We start from the raw sequence: 18,486 nt of genomic DNA on the forward strand, positions 1-18,486 counted from the left end.
CGTCTTTTCTTGGGGAGTTAAAGCATGAGATATGAGAAGAGAGCAAAAAGAGCAACTTTATTGGGCGTTTTAGTCTCCAGTACGATGCTAAAAAAGGTTTTGGTAAGCGGAATTTGTTTATCTTTTCTGTTCCAATTTCCAGCGGTTCAGGCACAAATTGCTGTGGATCCTAACGCAGGTAGCGCATATCGTCCGGATATTGTGGCAGCGTCCAATGGGGTTCCCTCGATTGATATTGTCACACCCAATGGCAAGGGCTTATCACACAATAAATATTACGATTTTAATATTGGCAATCCAGGTGTCATTCTCAACAATCATGCGCAAGAAGTAGGGCAATCTCAGTTGGGGGGCATTATGCCGGGCAATCCGCATTTGCGCTATTCTGGTTCAGCGAAAGTTATTTTAAATGAAGTCACCAGCAGCAAGAGCAGTGCCTTGAATGGTCCAGGAGAGGTTTTTGGGCATCAAGCCGATGTGATTATAGCCAATCCCAATGGGATAAGCTGTGATGGTTGTGGCTTTATCAATACGCCACATGCGACCTTAACCACAGGTGTTCCAGAAATTGATGCGAGCGGTTTTTTGAAAGGCTTTGAGGTGCGAGGTGGGGACATCACCTTTGGAGCAAAGGGAGCAATTTTTTTCTCAGGTCAAGGGGCTGTTGATATTGTTGATATTGTCTCACGCACGGTGCATTTTGAAGGAGCTGTTGCGGGCAAGGAGATTGGAGTGACAGCTGGGACAGGTCATTTTGATTATGCGTCTCGGCAGATGAAAGAGCTTACCGATATTACCGGCAAACCGGAATATGCGATAGATGGGTCAGCCTTGGGTGCTTTGCAGGCGGACCAGATTAAACTTGTAGCAACAGAAAAAGGCGTTGGCGTTCGGATGCGTCATAATATGGCGGCGAATGCGGGTCAGTTGCATCTTTCTGCTGATGGAAAAATCTTTCTGAAGAATGTTTTTGGTCATGGAGGCGTTTTGCTGAAATCAAAAAGCAATACCCTTCAGGCAAAGCACATCATTTCGAAAAAGGATGTTAAAATTATTGCGGGCAACGACATTTATTATGATCAGATTGACGGCTATGGCACAGCAACACTAATATCGGTGTCTGGAGAGATTAGTGTTGAGAATGTGCTGTCTGTGCGTGGAGATGTTAGATTGACGGCAAAGAACCTAAATTTGAGCAATGATCGTTCTCATATTTATACACCGCAAACGCTGTTTTTAAATGCGGATCATATTGATGTCTCAGGCAGCACTTTGATTTATGGAGGTTTAGATTTCAACAGCACAAATGCTCTTGAGCTTCACAAAGCATCGCTGAGAGCGATCACTGAAGCGGGTGGATCTGAAGACATTGTTTTTATTGCTCCGAGTTTTATAGCTGATAAGGACACCTCTGTTTTAGCTGCTAGAGATCTGACAATAAAAACAGTTTTTTTTGAAAATAGCGGTCAATTAGCAGCGGGGCATGATTTTGCCTTTACCGTGATGGGTGATGCTACTAACAGCAAAACGGGTTTTATCTATGCAGGGAGCAATGGTGCTCTCAAAGTCAAAGGTGCTTTTTTGAATGATTTTGGTACCATTTTGGCAGAGCGTAATTTGTTGTTCGTCAATGCACAAGGCACCGGAAAGAGCCTTTCCTTTGTCAACAAAGCAGGTTTTGTTCAAGCAGGCGGAAACTTAACCATAAAAACAAACAGTTTGAAAAATGAAGCCGATAGTACACCTGTGGTGAACACTAAAAAAATTGAAAGCAATCTCTTTGCATTTGAAAAGCCCGACAATTATTCTTCGCTTAATGAAGAGGGGCTCTTTAACAAAAAAACATTGGATCTTTGGAGTAAAGGGGACATTAATGATCCTTTCCTAGAACACAGAGAATTTATCTTGGAAGAAGCGCTTTGGGGTAAAAAAGAAAGAACCTATGGAAAATTAACTTTGAATGGTGGAACAGTCTACAAGGCATTCACTTGGAAAATCGCAGCGGCAGATGGAAAAAATCGCATGCAAACGTATGTATGGAATGATTGGTCATACATGACAGAAAAAACTGTTACACAGAGGTTTTCGCATAAGCCAACCGTTCAGGGTATTCTTCAATCTGCAGGTGATCTTATTATTCATGCGGATAACATTGATAATCTTTATAGCATTGTGGAAGCGGGAGGAAACGCTAATATTTATGCTGATGTGCTGACAAATTTAGGCGCAACAACTTATAAAAATACCTATCTAGGTTGTAAAGCAGGCACGGATAATTGCTATGCCTATAATGCGGATGGAAGTCGCAATAGCGCTTTAGATCTAGCAAATGATACTTTTCGCCATACCGGTTCAGTAGCTACAGATACCGTTTCTGCTCTTGTTCGCGCGCGGGGCACTCTCAATTTGGTGGTCGATCAAATAAACAATAAGGCAGCGGAAGGTTCCATTTCAGGAAGTGCTCATTTTAAAGCAAAGGCGGTTGCGGGTAATCCATTAGAAGCATTGAAAAGCCTAACAGCAGCTAGTGGTGGTTTATTTACCCAGAAAATCAATCGTGACGCTTTTTCCAATGGAAGTGATTTGCCTTTATCAAAGCTCCAATCTGGTGGAGATGATGGCACTTTGCCCAAACAAAATTTTCTTTATGAAACTCAAACAGATTTCTTTGATGTCAGCAAGTTTTATGGCGTCTCTTATTATTTAAAGAGAATTGGTTACAATCCTGATCGGGAGATTTTTTTCTTAGGCGATGCGTATTTCGAAAAGAAATTGATTGAAAAACAAATGCGTGATCTTGTTGGTCAAGGTTTAGGAAAAGGCTCTTTTATTCCTGGAAGTGATGCCATTGAACAAGTCAAAACCTTACTTGACAAGGGAGTTGATTATGTAAAATCCCATCATCTCCCCTTTGGTGAGGCTTTAACACCAGAACAATTGGCTTCTCTAGAAACTCCTATGGTTATTTATACGCGCCAAAAAGTGAAGGGTATGGATGTTTATGCGCCCGTACTTTATATCCCAGAAAAAGAGAGAGCGTCTTTTGTTTCTGCTGGTGCTTTGATAACAGGAAAGAATGTGGATCTTATCGCCAAGAATATGAGCAATTCAACGATAAATAATTCAGGGCGGGTTGAGGCATCACACCAATTGTATATCAAGGGTGGTAATATTCTCAATCATGGAGGGCATTTAACTGCCGGTGATAATATTGTTTTGGTTGCTGATAAAAACATTCTTTTTGAAACAGGGCATACCACTGTAGATAGCATCAAGACAGCATTAAAAACTGATGCAATTTTTGCAGGTGGTAACGCTGTTGCCAGCGCAAAAAAAGATGTGACAGCTTCAGGAGTGTGTATCACAACAAGGAGGGGATTGGCGTTGTCAGCAGAACAGGGCACTTTGTCTGTAGGATCAACAGCTACCACCAACCGCATGGGACAGTGTGATTCCGTCGGACAGTATCCATCAAAAGTGAGTTCTGGAAGCTTGATGGTACTTTTAGCAGGGAAAGATTTGAATGTTGCAAGTTCTTGTATTCAAGCCCACGATACTCTGCGCTTACAAGCAGAGGGAAATGTTTCGATAGAGGCTATACACAATAGTATAAATAATAATACTCATGGTGAAACATCACGCCTAGTGTTGCACAAAGCTTCTTATTTGAGTGCTGGAAAAGATATCTCTGTCAAATCCGGACGAGATATTCATGTTGCTGCTTCCACTTTAAACGCTGAGGGTTATATTGCTCTTGGAGCACAAGGGGAGGTAACTGTAGGGGCAAGAAAAGATGAAATGGCGTATCATCTTCAAACGCAAAACATGACAATTGACAGGCATGTGTCAGCTTTTGTTGGGGCATCCATTAAAGCTGGGGGTGATATTATAGCTGTTGCGGGGAAAGATGGAAAACAGCATGATCTCACCATCACGGGGAGCACTGTTACCTCTGATGGCAAAGTTGGGCTGAAAGCCAGCAATGATATTCTTATCAGCAATACAGAAAATAGCTTACAGCGTGAGGTATCACTTCACACAACTGGTGGAGTGTTTGGTGGCAGTAAATCAGTCCATCACAATGTTGCAAATGCGCAAATAGTGAGCGCAAATATCTCAGGGAGTAAAGGAGCAGCATTGGATTCAGGGAGACATACTCAATTCGTTGGATCAGCACTTGTTGCTGGTACAGCAGAGGAAATGAAAAATGTAACAAGTCAAGGTAGTTTGGCGGCTAATATTTTCATTGTGTCTGGCGGTAACATTATCATAACAGGAGAGCAAGAGCAGTTTAATCAGCAAAAAGGACTGTCAAAAAGTAGATTTTTGAGAGGGCAATTTTCAAACCAATTTCAGAAACAGTCAACAACGCTCTCTTCTGGTTTTACTGCAAAGGGTAATATTGTTATGGAGGCAAAAGAGGATACGATGATTTCAGGGTCAAAACTCTTTGCTGGTCAAGATATTACTGTAACTGGAGCCAGTGTTTCAGTCATTGGAACGGAAGAGCACTATAACGTTCAATCAGAAAAGCGTAAGTCTGGTCTTGGGGTTGGTTCAAACTCTAGCTCTTTATCACTATGGGGGAGAAAAGCGCAAACACAAACAGACAAAACAGGTACACATAAAGGAACTTCAATAGTTGCTGGTGGTACTGTCAACATCATTGCAGAAAAATCAGATTTGATAGTGGAAAGTTCTGACCTTGCAGCAAGCAGAGACCTTATTTTTTCCGCTGCGCATGATATTAGTGTTATTGCTGGGCACAAAAGCCATTCGATGAATTTTGAAGAAAAGTACTCCGATTTTGGTATTCATTTTAAAGAAAATCGTAGCAGTGTCTCACTCGGTGTTGGAATCGCTTCATCGACAGACAAAGCGCATAAAGAGGAAAATTTCGCGAATCAAGCTGGCTTTGCAGCAGGACGAGATGTGCAGATCAACGCAAAACATAATGCTCATTTGCAAGCAACAGATATTTTGGCTGACCGTGATGTCAAGGTTTATGCAGGCAATGATGTCACGCTGTTGGCAAGCCATAATGTTTTTAACGCTAACGAAATGCACGACACTTTGTTTGCAGGAGTTAAAGCTGTTGTCAACGCTGATTTTTTGAGCACTGTACAGGATGTGGGAGATGTAGCAACGCATTTTAAACATGGAGAGAGTAAAGACAAAATTAATAACGGTACTATTGCCAGCACCAAAGGCAAAAATCTTTACAATGGGATAAAGAGTGAAACAACAAAAGATACTTTTCTTAATACAGCAAATGTTCCCTACAGCATTATAACAGGTTTTAAGTCTGATAAGACAGAGGCATCTTCTCATGCCTCAATGGCGGTCACGGACAAAATAGAAGCTAAGCGTGTTGTCAGTATTGAAGCTAACAAAGGGAATCTTTATGATTTTGGAGCAGATGTTATTATTGGTGTAAATTCTACTTATATCCCAAACAATGATGAGTATAATAATGAACACAATAGAGAAATCATCCTGAAAGCAGGACAGAACATCACTCTTGAAAGTGCGCAAAATGTGCAAAAAAGCACAGCTAAATCGCGAAGCGCTTCCATCAATGTTGGATACAGCTATGGAAATAGTAGTATAAGTTTGATGGGTAATGGCTTTTTCAACCAGCAAAAGAAGTCTGACGAGAGTGTTCAACACAAGAATAGCCATCTTTCAGGTACGGGGAACATTCGCATCACCAGTGAGGCAGATACAACATTGAGTGGTGCTGTTGTTGCTGGAAAGAGTATAAAAACCAATATTGGCGGCGATTTTACTATTGCTAGCCGTAGTGATAATGGTCAAACATTTAACGCTCAGCAATCTGCTTTTGTTCATTATCATGGCGAAGAAAAGGATGATGCAGTAAATATAAACGGCAATTGGCTGAAAAACAAATCGTCAAGCTATTATGAGAACGTTCTAGAACAATCGGGGATTAAAGTCGGTAAGCAAGGCTTTGATATGACTGTTACAGGGAAAACAACTCTCACCAGTGGCATCATTGACAGCATTGCCTCCGCGGATAAAAACACTTTGACAACAGCGACTATAACGACCAGTGATATTGCTAACAGTGCAAAGGCTCAAGCGAACAGCGATGAGATCAGCATTGCAGCGGGTGGAGCATTGCAACAGGGCAAATATGGTACTGCAAAAAACCTTGCCAAAAATGCTTTTGACCACGGGAAATCTCATGATTCAGTAGATGGAGAAACCAAGTCTGCTATCAGCAACGGTACGGTTATCATTACAAATGAAACCGAACAGAAGGCGTTGACGGGGCAAATGGCCGACCAAACGATAGCCTCTCTTAACCGCAATACAACTGAAGCTCATCAGGGTATAGAACGGTTGGATGTAGAAGAACTGGAACATATAGCCCGAGAAAACCGCGAAATGAAAACACAATTGTTGGAAAAAGGATTTCAATATAGTGATGAAGCTTATAGAACAATGTTTATTAAAGAGCATCCTATCGCTATTATTGATCGCGATGAAAAGGGAAAGATTATCTATTTAAAAGATAAAAAGGGGTGGGTTTTTCCTCAATATCATTATTTAACACCTGAGGAAAAGCAAAGTTTACAGGCAGGATCTGATGGTAAAATCCATATTTTTATCAACGGAATTTTTACTTCGGCAAATAAAGCGGCTGCTTATACACTTCAGCATGCAGACAATAAGAATGAACCACACTATTTTGTACATTTCCCCAAAAGCAACACAGTCTTATCAGAGCTTATGATAGCGGGGTATCAGAAGTTTATGGAAAATAACTTTTTTGGTCTAAGCAATTCGACAAGGAAAGTGCAGACTCTAATGACTCTCCATGGCAATGATGGGTTGCATTTTGATGCCTATAGTCGTGGTAGCATGACAGTGGGCAATGCACTGCAATCTTTAGATCAAAAGGGCAGAAATAGGTTAGCGGGAAAAACAACGATCAATCTTTTTGCACCGGCTTTTAACGCTCAAGCCATGGCGGATACGTTAGAGAGATTGAGTGATGGCAAAAAAACGAGTGTCGGTTTAGAAAATCACAAATATGACTTTGTTGGAAGATGGATTGGAGGAAACCCTTATACCTTCGAACAGATACCTGCTGGCAGTAACGGGTTGATAGAGACATTCAAAATAATAACTGATTCTATCAGTGTTCATAATTGTCTTGGAAGTGGGAAACCAAGATGTACGCAGCTCTATGGTTTACCTCATCGTGTACAAATTCATTCGAGGAAGGAAAAATGAAACAAACTTTAAAATTATGAATGCAATAGTTTTGTTAACTATCATGGATGTCAGTTTAATAAGCCTTTTGTAGGGTACTTTGAGTATATGAGAGAAATCTAGTGCAGACTCTGCTGAGGCAGCAAAAGTACTGTTAGAATGTGGTTGATCAGCGCCGTATGATTTTGATAAAGAAAATAAAAATCTAATCAACAATGTGTGGGAAAGCATTGAGGTTTGTACGCTCCAAGCAGGATTCCGCTATAAAGATAAAAAGGGAAGGTGGTATAAAAATTATTTATAAAGCCGAAAACTTTTCCATTTTTCATCCTAGCGCTGTTATTCTACAACGAAGTGTCAAAAAGCGCTTAAATAGCATCCATTGTAAAAAATATAAAAATAGTCTTAAATGCCAGACTTAAGCCTTGTTGCTGGTATTAATTAACAATCCCCACACTCTTGCTTTTATGAGAGTGCAAGGTTGTTTTTTTATTCATCATTCGCACTATATCCATAGTTATCTTGGACAGCGGGAACAAAAAATATTAATAGGCTTACAAGCCGTTTCATTGTAAACAAACCCATTGAAGGAAGGGGAAAATGAAAAAAATCTTGAAATTATTGGGTGGAATAGCTCTGCTAACTATGGTTGGATGTATTAATCAACCACCTCCATCAACTTCAGCATTATGGGAAAAATCCGGTGCCGATCAGTCCATGATTCAACAAGCATTGTCAAAATGTGGATGGAAACCGATTTATTTTTCTCCTCAAGATATGAATTCGTATGCGAGTGAATTTGCCTCAGTTTATGAGTGCATGAAAAAAGCAGGGTATCGGTATAAATTGCAAGATTCAAAGGGGATCTATTTTACACAATCTCCGAAAAGTGATTCTTTTTTAGCAAATCTCATGATAGCGGGATATCAGCAGTTTATGGATAATGATACCTTTGGTGTGACCAATGCAACGAAAAAGGAACGTGCTTTGATAACGCATTTTGAGAATGATAGAAAACGTCAACAAATGAAAAAAGCTTTACAAAAGCGACCATCAGCGTCACGCGCATCCTCAAAGAAGTAAGCGGATGAAAAACACAAATGGGTGAGAGAGCTAAAAACAATGGCTCTCTTAACTCAATTCTAGGTGAAGTTGTTTAGCTTCCAGATTGGCAATGCTATCATTGACGTCTAGACTGTGTGGATATTCCTTTTTGTCATTATGTATAAAAACCTATTCGATATAAAAAACGGTTTTGCTAACCCACAATGGTTTGTTGTCAGTAGAATTGGCTTTGATGAATAATTGACTTTGATTACTCTTAATTTCAGAATGGCACCCCCTATCACTGTATCTTAGGTTATTATCTGGAGATCAACAGTATTACGCAAGCCATTTTGCGTAAATACTCTCTTATCTTATAGTCTATTTAGGGATAATGCTTTCATCTTTGTACGAGGTAAAGGCTGCAGCGTCGTTAAAGAACATTTTCGAAATTGATACATTAACTATTTATGAAGCATGGGCACTAAAGGAGCTTTGCTTTGATCCAAAGGTTCTTTTTGCATATTCAATTTTTTATTTAGCTATTGATCGCTTTGATATCGAAATTGGGTACATCGGCAGATGTATATTGGTGAGCATTGCTCTAGACTTTCTTTGTTGTCAAAGAGATTTATGTTATCTTATTTCATACAAATCCCATCTTTTTGTATCTTTTGATAAAAACAATTTGTGTATATTTTTTTAATACAACTTCTATGTTTTTATCATTTTCTAAAAAATGAGTTAATTTTTTTATATTCAATTCTTTTCAAAACTTGCGCTCCAGAGCGCTTTTCGTTCTCAATATATTGAGACTGTTTTTTGGTATTTTGCATTACCGTAACGGTTTTTGGGCAATTTTAAAGGACGCAAGCGTAAATTGTGATTTTTTATTCTCGCTTTACATAAAATACATAACGAGTTATGCTCATATTTTATAGAGCAGATAAGCAATAGAAATTATTAGTTTGTTTTTACTTATTGGATTTAAAATCGTAGTTTTGTGCCTACATTTTTTGTTTTTTTAAAAAAAGTTTGAAGAGGGATAATGATTAGAGTGTCTAAAAATCGCTTGTGTTCGTACGTTTTTGCAGCAGCTATTTTTTCTTTTTTACCAAATATAGATGTTGAAGCACGTTCTTCTTCATCCGTATCAGTTTCATGCGATGAAAGACAATTACCTTATAGATGCAGGGATGGTGCGAAACATATAATAAGTGATAAAGCGTACAGAATCGTTATGCCTTTTGGAAAAAAGGTTGCGCTTTCTGGAGAAAAGAATGGAGGTAAAGATTCTCTTATATCATCTGCTGTCATAGTCGCAGAGGCGCCAAATACAGTTATCCAGGCAATGCGTGTACACGTTGAAAGTACGGAGGATATGGAAGGTACTCATGGTGTAATTGCATTGCAAGGCGGGGAAGTTGTTTTAAGCGATTCAACTTTTAACAATGTATCAACAGGTTTTAGGGCTGATAAGGGAACAATTGAGCTCAATCGTGGATCGATCAAGGCTTTTCAGGTAGGTGTTTATGCAGAGAAGCAAGAAACATCTGTTCTTTTAACGAATACCAAAATTAAGATAGAAGGTCAGGGCATTGGCCAAGAGGCCGCCCTTTTTAGTGGTATTGATGCGCGTATTCAGATGACGGGAGGATCTATTGATGTAACGAATGCGACGGCTCTTTATGTGGGGACAAGGGGGAGTACAATTTTAGATGGTGTTACCATTACTTCAAAAAGCCAAAGAACGGTGGATAAAGAAAACCAAAATAAAGAAGGTGATGTTTCCCATACAGTCTTAAATGTAAATCCGCATGGTTTACTTTCTTTAAAGGACACCAAGATTATTGCTGCCGATGTTGGTGTTTTACGGGTCGGATTAGATCCTAACGCACAATCAACCGTCAACCAAGAAGAGAATATTTTAATTTCGCGGGTTAATATTGAAGATTCAACAATTGCGTTGACAGGTAACAAGTATGGTATGCACTTTGATAAAAATGAAGGAAATCATGAATATGAAAAAGGAATAGTCTTTTTGAAAAAGACGACTTTTGAGGTACCAGATGGTACGGTTATTCATAGTAATAAGAGTAGTGGTTATATTGCATTAACAGCAGATACAACGATTTCCGGTGATTTATTATTAACAGCTGAGAACGGGTCTTCTATGGCCGTTTTGGCTGCTTCTTCTTCACTTATAGGAGGCACCCGTGTTGCTGATGATTCTATAGCTGAACTTTATTTGACGGAAGGATCAAAATGGATTTTAACAAAAAGCAAAGACATAAATCAGCAAGTCTTGAACGGTGTAATTTCGTCAATTTCGTTTGTAAAACTTTCTGATAGCATTATAGCCTTCGAACCTCCAATATTTCAGGAGTATCAGACACTTCATATTGGAAAAGGAGGGGAAGAAGCTTATAGTGCGCAGGGTAATGCACGTCTTTATCTCAATACCTATCTCAATCCTGATGGTTCGCTCAATAATCAAAAGACTGATCGACTTTTGATTCATGGTGATGTTTCTGGAAAAACGACAGTCTATGTGCAATTTGTTGCAGGCTCTCAGAGAGAGAGTGCAGGCAGCGAAGATGCACAAAGTATTTCAATTATTCAAGTCTCTGGAAAAGCAGCTGAAGATTCTTTTCAGTTGAGTAGTGCTTATATCGCGTTGGAAGGTTTGCCTTACCAATATTATCTCCACGCGTATGGTCCAGATTCTTCTTTGGGGAATGCACAGGCTGCTCAAAGATTAGTTAAAGGCGACGGAGATTTTTGGGATTTCCGCCTTGAGAGTAAATACGTTCAGTCTTCTTCCGTTGCATCTATTGCATCTGTTGCACCTGATTCTGAATCAAAGGTGAGGGATGTTGTACCCCAAGTTCCAACCTATCTTCTTTTACCCAATGTTTTATTTCATGCTGGATTGGTGGATATCAGAAATCAAAACGAACAGTTGAGAACTATGCGATCTGTTTCCAGTAGACTGCTCAAAAACAATGAACCGCTTGCTTTTTTTGTTCAGGGGTATGGCGGAAGTTATCGTTATATTTCAGATCTTTCCGTATTTGAATATGGATACGCAGGCAAGTTCGACTATCACGCTGTAGAGACAGGCGTTTTGCTCAAAACAATAGAGAGCGCACACGGTATTACATCCTTTGGGCTTACGGGAACTTACGGAAAAATTTCTTTGAATCCTTTGGATGTTGAACAAAGTCAAAAAAGCACATTTAATAAGTGGTCAGTTACGGCGTATGGTAGCATGATGCATGATGCAGGTTTTTATGTGGATGCTTTTTTGTCTTATGGTTTATTCAAAGGTGATATTTTTACCCGTGCATGGGGAAAAACAGCAACGTTAAAAGCAAATCCTTTGAACATTTCTTTATCTGCTGGAAAAGGATTTACGATAGGGGATAAAAGTCTTGTTTTTGACCCGCAGGTTCAGCTTATTTATCAACATCTTCAATTTCATAAGGCTCATGATATTGATGGTTTTGATATTGAGATGGGAAAATTGAATCAATTGCTCATGCGTGTTGGTGGGCGTTTAACCAAGACGCTAGCAGTCTCTAAAGAGAATCGCATCATCTCTTTTTATGGAAAGCTTCATTTTGCACATGGTTTTAGAGAAAAACAATTTGTGCATTTTAAAGATGCTTTTCAGTTAGGATCCTTTGGTTCTTCTTTAGAAACTGGATTTGGCATCCATTCAAAACTGTCTTCAAAGATTACACTTTACAGTGATTTAATCTACCAGCATAAGCTTAGCAAGGCAGGTTTTTCTGGAATTCGTTTTTCTGGTGGATTGCATTATCGCTTTTAATCGCTTTGAAAAGCTATAAGTAAGATTATAGCTTATATTATTTTTATTCTACCGTAGAATGGTTAAGTATAAGATGCACAAAATGTACTAGAATAAACTCTTAAAGTGCCTGACATCTTGCTAAGAATTGTGCTCACTAAAATGCAGTAACATTGGGGCTAACAGATAGTATAGAGGCTTTCTGCGCGATGAAATGTTGTGAATGTCTATGCATTGAGACGATTTATTAGAGGCATTTTACTCCTTTCTTAAACGTTTTTTTATCCACACACCGATCCCGCTTGTGATAGGCAAACGAATGTTTTTTGATTCATTATAAGAGGGGCTGAAATAAGAGATCTTACTATATTCGGGACTCTCATTCAACATGTAAAACAATTATTATCTTTATAAATCAATGTGTTATTATGGTGAAATGAGATCAGATAATCATCTGAGCAATAAAAGGATCAACCAGTGCGTACGCACAAGACAAGAGCAAAAAAACTGATTTTAATGACGGTATGAGTATATTTCTTTATATTTTTTGTTAATCAAGAGAAGAATATCAACTTTTCCGGTGAATAATACATTTTATTTTATGCTTTTGTTAATAGAAAACGATGATTAAACTTTTTAAAAGTATTATAAATATTATTATTTAATTAAAGTATAAAATTATATATACATAATGCATTTATAGATTTATTCGTATTTTTATTTCTAATATTTTAAAATTGTGTTTGACTTTTTTCTAAATCGTATGATAGCAGATTTAAAACGTATCATAATAATACGTTTTTTATAATTTAAGAGGAGAACAAAATAGGTAGTTCAAGCTCATCACGTGATTGTAGTCCTTCGGGTTATTGGGGGGATAAAATCAACAGGACAATTAGGAGCAGCGTTAGGAGCGTCTGTTGGATCAGTAAGAGGAGGAGCGGTGGGAGCAGTCGTAGGATTAGGTGCGACAGTCGCAACAAATGGTTTAGCTGCACCGTTGATCTTCTCGTCTGCTTCAAATGGTGTAACAATAGGTACTACGGGTGGCGCTTTCAACGGCGGTTTATTGGGAGCAGCTGTAGGAGTTGCGCGTCATGCTTATCTTTGTCTAGAATAATTTATGAAATATTTAGCAATATATCTCTAAAGTTATAGTAATGTTATGGTAGACATATTATCAATAAATGTCTCTACACATTTTTATTAAATATCTTTAATTCAAAATATATTAATATATAATATTCTATTTTAATTTGAAATATTTATGTGTAATTTAATTATATTTATATATTTTTATAAATTAACTTTTACTAATTGATGGTAGTCTATAAAATTAGTATCAATTATAATTATTGTGTATTTTATAATATATTTTTGACTTTATTATTTAATAAATAATTAAATATATATTTTTTTATAAACGTAAACAATATTTCTATTTTTTTAACTCTACACAGTGGATAATGAAATCTTCATGTCAGGCAAGTTGGTGCTATTGGTGAATGTTATTGAAATATATGTATATTTTAGTTTTTAATTGTTATGGTGGGCATTGTTGATGTGGATGGAATTTATTAATTTTATTGTATAGTTGTTGCATTCAATCCTAATTGTAATTACTGTTATATTTTCAATTTTTTTTGTAATATGAAACCAAAGGTTACAGTAAAAAATAGACTAAGAAAAAGCTGTTATCACTAGTAAAATTATTTTTATAACTATGTCAATAACGTCTTTTATTACATTAATTATTCTTATATTTTATTATTTATTATAATTGATATTATTATATTGTATAAAATTGATTTCTCTTATTTTTAAATATTAATAAGCTTATTTTTCAAATTTTGGCTAACGGGATAAAGAGCAAAATGAAGTTTCACATCCTCCTTTTTAATAAACAAAGTATGAACTATACGGATGTTATTTCTTATCGGTGATAAAAAATAATGCAATTGATGATATAGAGATTAAAAAGACTAATTTTTTGTATGCAGTTCATATCTTCTTACAAGAGATTTTTTAGAAAATTATAACGGAAGAAAAATGAGTTCTGAAAAGATGTTGAGAATTTATAATGAGATCTTCCATTAATGCTAACGCTTTTGTATTTTACAATCATTAAGCACATGTAAATTTCATCCCCAAATTTCGTTTAAAATCCATAGGTAACCTTTTTCTGATTTGTTATCCAATAACTGTATTGATGTATAACAAAAGCATTTGAGATAACGAAATATTACAGCAGAAAATGCTTTGAATTAATATACAAAACACTGATTTCTTACTGACTAAACCATCTATGCATATCAAAGTTACAGAATTATTTTTTCCTATTGAAAATACGCATTTGAGCTAATTTTCGTGATTGATATCTTTTCTACGATGAAAAGGGTATAAGCTGTGATTTCGATATTCAAAAACTTTTTATGCCAATCAAAAAAATATGTGACGATAAAGACTTAGAGTTATAAAAACTCTCTTCTTATGAACTGAAGAAGCGCCACGTTTAGCAATACAAATATTTGCAAAAAAATGGTTTTATCAGGCGTTATTTCATTTCTTTGTGGTTTACAATTTTTTTTATCATTTTATCTTAAGCTAGAGGGAATGTGTATAAATTTTTATTTGTCTATTTTATCTCAAAAGGGTGGAGTTATATTAATGTCAAAAAAAGTCATGATCGTGGAAGATAACGAACTGAATATGAAATTATTTCGTGATCTTGTAGAGGCGAGTGGCTATGAAACCGTCGAAACCCGTAATGGTCTTATGGCATTAGAATTAGCTCGTTCATCAATGCCCTCTCTTATCCTTGTGGATATCCAGTTACCTGAGGTATCAGGGATAGACGTTATTAAACAATTAAAAGAAGATGAGGAACTTAGATCTATCCCCATTGTTGCGGTAACAGCTTTTGCTATGAAAGGGGATGAAGAAAGAATTCGTGCAAGTGGATGTGAAGAATACATGTCAAAGCCTATTTCCGTCCCTCATTTTATCACAATGGTAAAGCATTTTTTGGATTGAAGCTATGCTAAAGAATGGTAGAAAAAGTGAATGAGGGAATTGAAGTTGTATTACGAATATTTTTGTAAACGAGCGCGTAGGTAGATCTGAACTACTGAAGTACAGATCATAAATGCTGGTTCAAGCTTTCCAATCATTTCCGATCAACTTTTTTTTAGCTCTTATCTATCAGGAAAAAATGATCGTTTTATTTCCTTAAATTTTTCTCACGATAGAGAAGGGCAGGCTACCATGTTTTCTTTAAAAAACTGCTTTAACAAGCATAAAGCCCCGCCAAAACGGGGCTAGATGTATTGCACAAAAAGTTGAAATTAGCGCTTTGAGAATTGGAAAGAACGACGCGCCTTTGCTTTACCATATTTTTTACGTTCAACAACACGACTATCACGGGTAAGAAAGCCTCCCTTTTTCAAGATCGTACGAAGTTCTGGCTCGTAATAGGTTAAAGCTTTGGAAATACCATGGCGCACCGCACCGGCTTGTCCAGAAAGACCACCGCCGGCAACGGTTGCAACAATATCGAATTGGCTATCCCTATTGGTTGCAACGATTGGCTGCCGAAGAATCATTCGAAGAACAGGACGCGCAAAATATTTGTCGAATTCCTTATTGTTAATGATGATTTTCCCAGAGCCTGATTTGATCCATACGCGAGCAACAGCATCTTTACGTTTCCCTGTTGCATAGGCACGTCCTCGTGAATCAAGCTTTTGCACATGAACAGGAGCGATATTTTCATTGGCTTCTACAATATTTGTTACTGCACCAAGCTCAGAAAGAGAATTAATTTCAGCCATAATCAAGCAATCCTTTTGTTTTTGCGGTTTAAAGCACCAACGTCAAGAGCTTCGGGCTGTTGTGCCGCATGCGGGTGTTGGCTTCCAGCATAAACACGTAAATTTTTCAATTGGCGACGACCAAGTGGTCCACGAGGAATCATGCGCTCCACGGCTTTTTCAACAACGCGTTCAGGAAAACGTCCTTCAAGAATTTGGCGTGCTGTGCGTTCTTTGATCCCACCAATATATCCGGTATGCCAATAATATTTTTTATCTGTATATTTTTTTCCGGTAAGAGCTATCTTATCTGCATTGATCACAATAACATTGTCACCATCATCAACATGTGGAGTAAATGTAGCTTTATGTTTGCCCCGTAAGCGGTTAGCAACGAATGTGGCAAGACGACCTAAAACGAGGTTCTCTGCGTCAATAATAACCCATTTTTTCACCACTTCAGTTGGCTTTTGTGAAAAAGTTGCCATAGAAGTATCCTTTATTAAAACCCTTTCATAGTAAGGGCATTTTTTGTTGCTTTGCGTTGAAAATTGTTACCATAGCGATATTTAACGCATGTTATTTGCTCTGATATAATGTCTTTTGATGTACGTCAAGAGAAAATAAAAACTTATAAAACAGAGCCTTATAGTTGAGGTATTATAATACTACATTTTTGTGTTATTTATGCACATTTTAAGCTAGAACGGATATTCCGAAAGAGCACTTTATTTCTAACTGTTGATTGTATTTTATTCGCTTTCATTGTAAAACGAGCGATGATGCAGCATCCCCGTTATTTTCTCAATGTTGAATCTTCTGCTTGCGGTCAGGCTTGGTTAGATGCCCTTGATATTCGAGGAATAAATAATGCGCGCGCTATTTCTCAAAAATTTGGTTTTCCAGATGCGTTAGCGCGCGTTCTCTCGGCAAGAAATGTGGATGAATCTGAAGCTGTTGCTTTTATCAATCCAACGTTGCGTGATTTAATGCCTGATCCAAAAAGCTTTACGGATATGCAATGCGCAGCAGAGCGCATTGTTAAAGCTATTTTGAATCAAGAAAAGGTTGCCGTTTTTGGTGATTATGACGTTGATGGTGCTTGTTCATCGGCACTCGTAGCGCGCTTTTTCCGTTATTTTGATATGGAAATAAAAATTTATATTCCTGATCGTATTGTTGAAGGATATGGTCCAAATGAACAAGCAATGAGAATGCTCGTGCAAGAAGGTGCCCATTTGATTATCACCGTTGATTGTGGCGCAAACAGTCCAGATGCAATAAAAGCAGCAAGGCTTGTAGGTGCTGATGTTATAGTTTTAGATCATCATCAAATGTCAGAGGTTCATCAGGAAGCTGTTGCTCTTGTCAACCCCAATCGCCCTGATGATTTTTCTGGACAGGGGCATCTATGTGCTGCTGGTGTTGTCTTTGTTACATTAGCATGGGTTCATCATTTGTTGCGGAAGAAAAACTTTCCAGGGAAGCTTCCTGACCTTTTAAGTATGCTTGATCTTGTTGCATTGGCGACCATATGTGATGTTGTTCCGTTACAAGGTGTTAATCGCGCTTTTGTAGTTAAAGGGCTTCAAGTTGCTCGTTCTATGCATAATCTCGGGATAGCAGCTTTAACTAAAGTTGCGCGTATAGGTGAGCCGCTTAATAGTTTTCATTTAGGTTTTTTGTTAGGTCCTAGAATTAATGCAGGAGGCCGTATTGGAGATCAGGCTTTGGGAGCACGTTTGCTCTGCTGTGATGATAAAGATGAAGCTAACAAAATAGCAGAACAATTGGATCAGCTTAATCAAGAACGCCAAGAAATGGAGGGTATTCAATTAGCACAAGCAGAATCTTATATTGATTCTTTCTACCAAGAGCGAGAAACACCGTTGTCACTTGTCATTGCTCATCAAGAATGGCATCCGGGAATCATTGGTATTCTTGCATCTCGCTTAAAAGAGCGTTTTTTTTGTCCTGTTTTTGCAATTGCTTTGAAAGAAGATGGAAGCGCGGTAGGATCTGGGCGCTCAATGAGCGGTATAGATTTAGGAGAACTTGTTCGTGAAGCTGTTGCATTAAATTTATTAGAAAAAGGGGGGGGGCATAGTATGGCAGCTGGAATCACAATCCAATCGACAAAAATTGACAATTTTCGAGAGTGGCTGGAAGAAAAAGTTTCTTTAAGGGTTTCTGAGTTGCATGCTAAAAGGTCTCTTAGTATAGATGGTTGCCTTTCTGCTTCTGGAGCCAATAAAGCGCTTTTTGATATGATAGAAAAAGCAGGACCATTTGGTTCAGGGAATACAACGCCTGTCTTTGTCCTTCCCTCTCATCGGTTAATAAATTTGAGTGAGGTGGGGAAAGGACACCTTCGTCTTGTTATCTCTAGTATGGAAGGAAAAAAACTACAAGGAATAGCGTTCCGTGCGGTGGGAACATCGCTTGGTTATTTCCTTTCTGAAAACATTGGTGAAATGATCCATTTGGCTGGGAATCTTAGTTTGAATTACTGGAATGGAACTATCAATCCACAACTGCGCGTCATTGATGCAGCAGCAGTGGTTTGAGAGGAATATT

At 37.8% G+C, this 18,486-nt stretch carries 8 protein-coding genes; 6 read left to right on the forward strand and 2 right to left on the reverse strand.

The annotated features are described in order from the left end of the window. Positions 1–24 precede the first annotated feature (24 nt). From ACKC4Y_RS02705 to ACKC4Y_RS02725, 5 genes are all read left to right on the forward strand, one after another. The gene (locus ACKC4Y_RS02705; protein ID WP_409361865.1) at positions 25–7,263 is read left to right on the forward strand and encodes a two-partner secretion domain-containing protein; all 7,239 of its coding nucleotides are present in this window, start codon (positions 25–27) and stop codon (positions 7,261–7,263) included. A 579-nt stretch (positions 7,264–7,842) separates the two neighbouring features. Beyond that, complete coding sequence (locus ACKC4Y_RS02710) at positions 7,843–8,325, forward strand: hypothetical protein (RefSeq protein WP_409361866.1); 483 nt, start codon at positions 7,843–7,845, stop codon at positions 8,323–8,325. A gap of 1,009 nt (positions 8,326–9,334) precedes the next feature. After that, positions 9,335–12,121 (forward strand): autotransporter family protein, encoded by a 2,787-nt coding sequence (locus tag ACKC4Y_RS02715; protein WP_409361867.1) that lies wholly within the window; start codon positions 9,335–9,337, stop codon positions 12,119–12,121. A gap of 826 nt (positions 12,122–12,947) precedes the next feature. Beyond that, positions 12,948–13,220, forward strand: a complete 273-nt coding sequence (locus tag ACKC4Y_RS02720; RefSeq protein ID WP_409361868.1) for a hypothetical protein — start codon at positions 12,948–12,950, stop codon at positions 13,218–13,220. 1,547 nt (positions 13,221–14,767) lie between these two features. Further along, positions 14,768–15,133 (forward strand): response regulator, encoded by a 366-nt coding sequence (locus ACKC4Y_RS02725; protein ID WP_409361869.1) that lies wholly within the window; start codon positions 14,768–14,770, stop codon positions 15,131–15,133. A 311-nt stretch (positions 15,134–15,444) separates the two neighbouring features. Here the strand turns inward: ACKC4Y_RS02725 and rpsI are convergent, their stop codons facing one another. Both rpsI and rplM read right to left on the reverse strand, forming a co-directional pair. Beyond that, positions 15,445–15,930: a 30S ribosomal protein S9 gene (rpsI, locus tag ACKC4Y_RS02730; RefSeq protein ID WP_409361870.1), complete on the reverse strand. Its 486-nt coding sequence runs from the start codon at positions 15,928–15,930 to the stop codon at positions 15,445–15,447. Between the two features lie 2 nt (positions 15,931–15,932). Further along, positions 15,933–16,397 (reverse strand): 50S ribosomal protein L13, encoded by a 465-nt coding sequence (gene rplM, locus ACKC4Y_RS02735; RefSeq protein WP_409361871.1) that lies wholly within the window; start codon positions 16,395–16,397, stop codon positions 15,933–15,935. A gap of 294 nt (positions 16,398–16,691) precedes the next feature. Between rplM and recJ the strand changes: the two genes are divergently transcribed. Beyond that, on the forward strand, positions 16,692–18,476 hold the full coding sequence (recJ, locus tag ACKC4Y_RS02740; protein ID WP_409361872.1) for a single-stranded-DNA-specific exonuclease RecJ: 1,785 nt from the start codon (positions 16,692–16,694) through the stop codon (positions 18,474–18,476). Positions 18,477–18,486: the final 10 nt, after the last annotated feature.

The sequence above is a fragment of the Bartonella heixiaziensis genome (genome assembly GCF_046245125.2).
Lineage (GTDB): Bacteria > Pseudomonadota > Alphaproteobacteria > Rhizobiales > Rhizobiaceae > Bartonella > Bartonella heixiaziensis.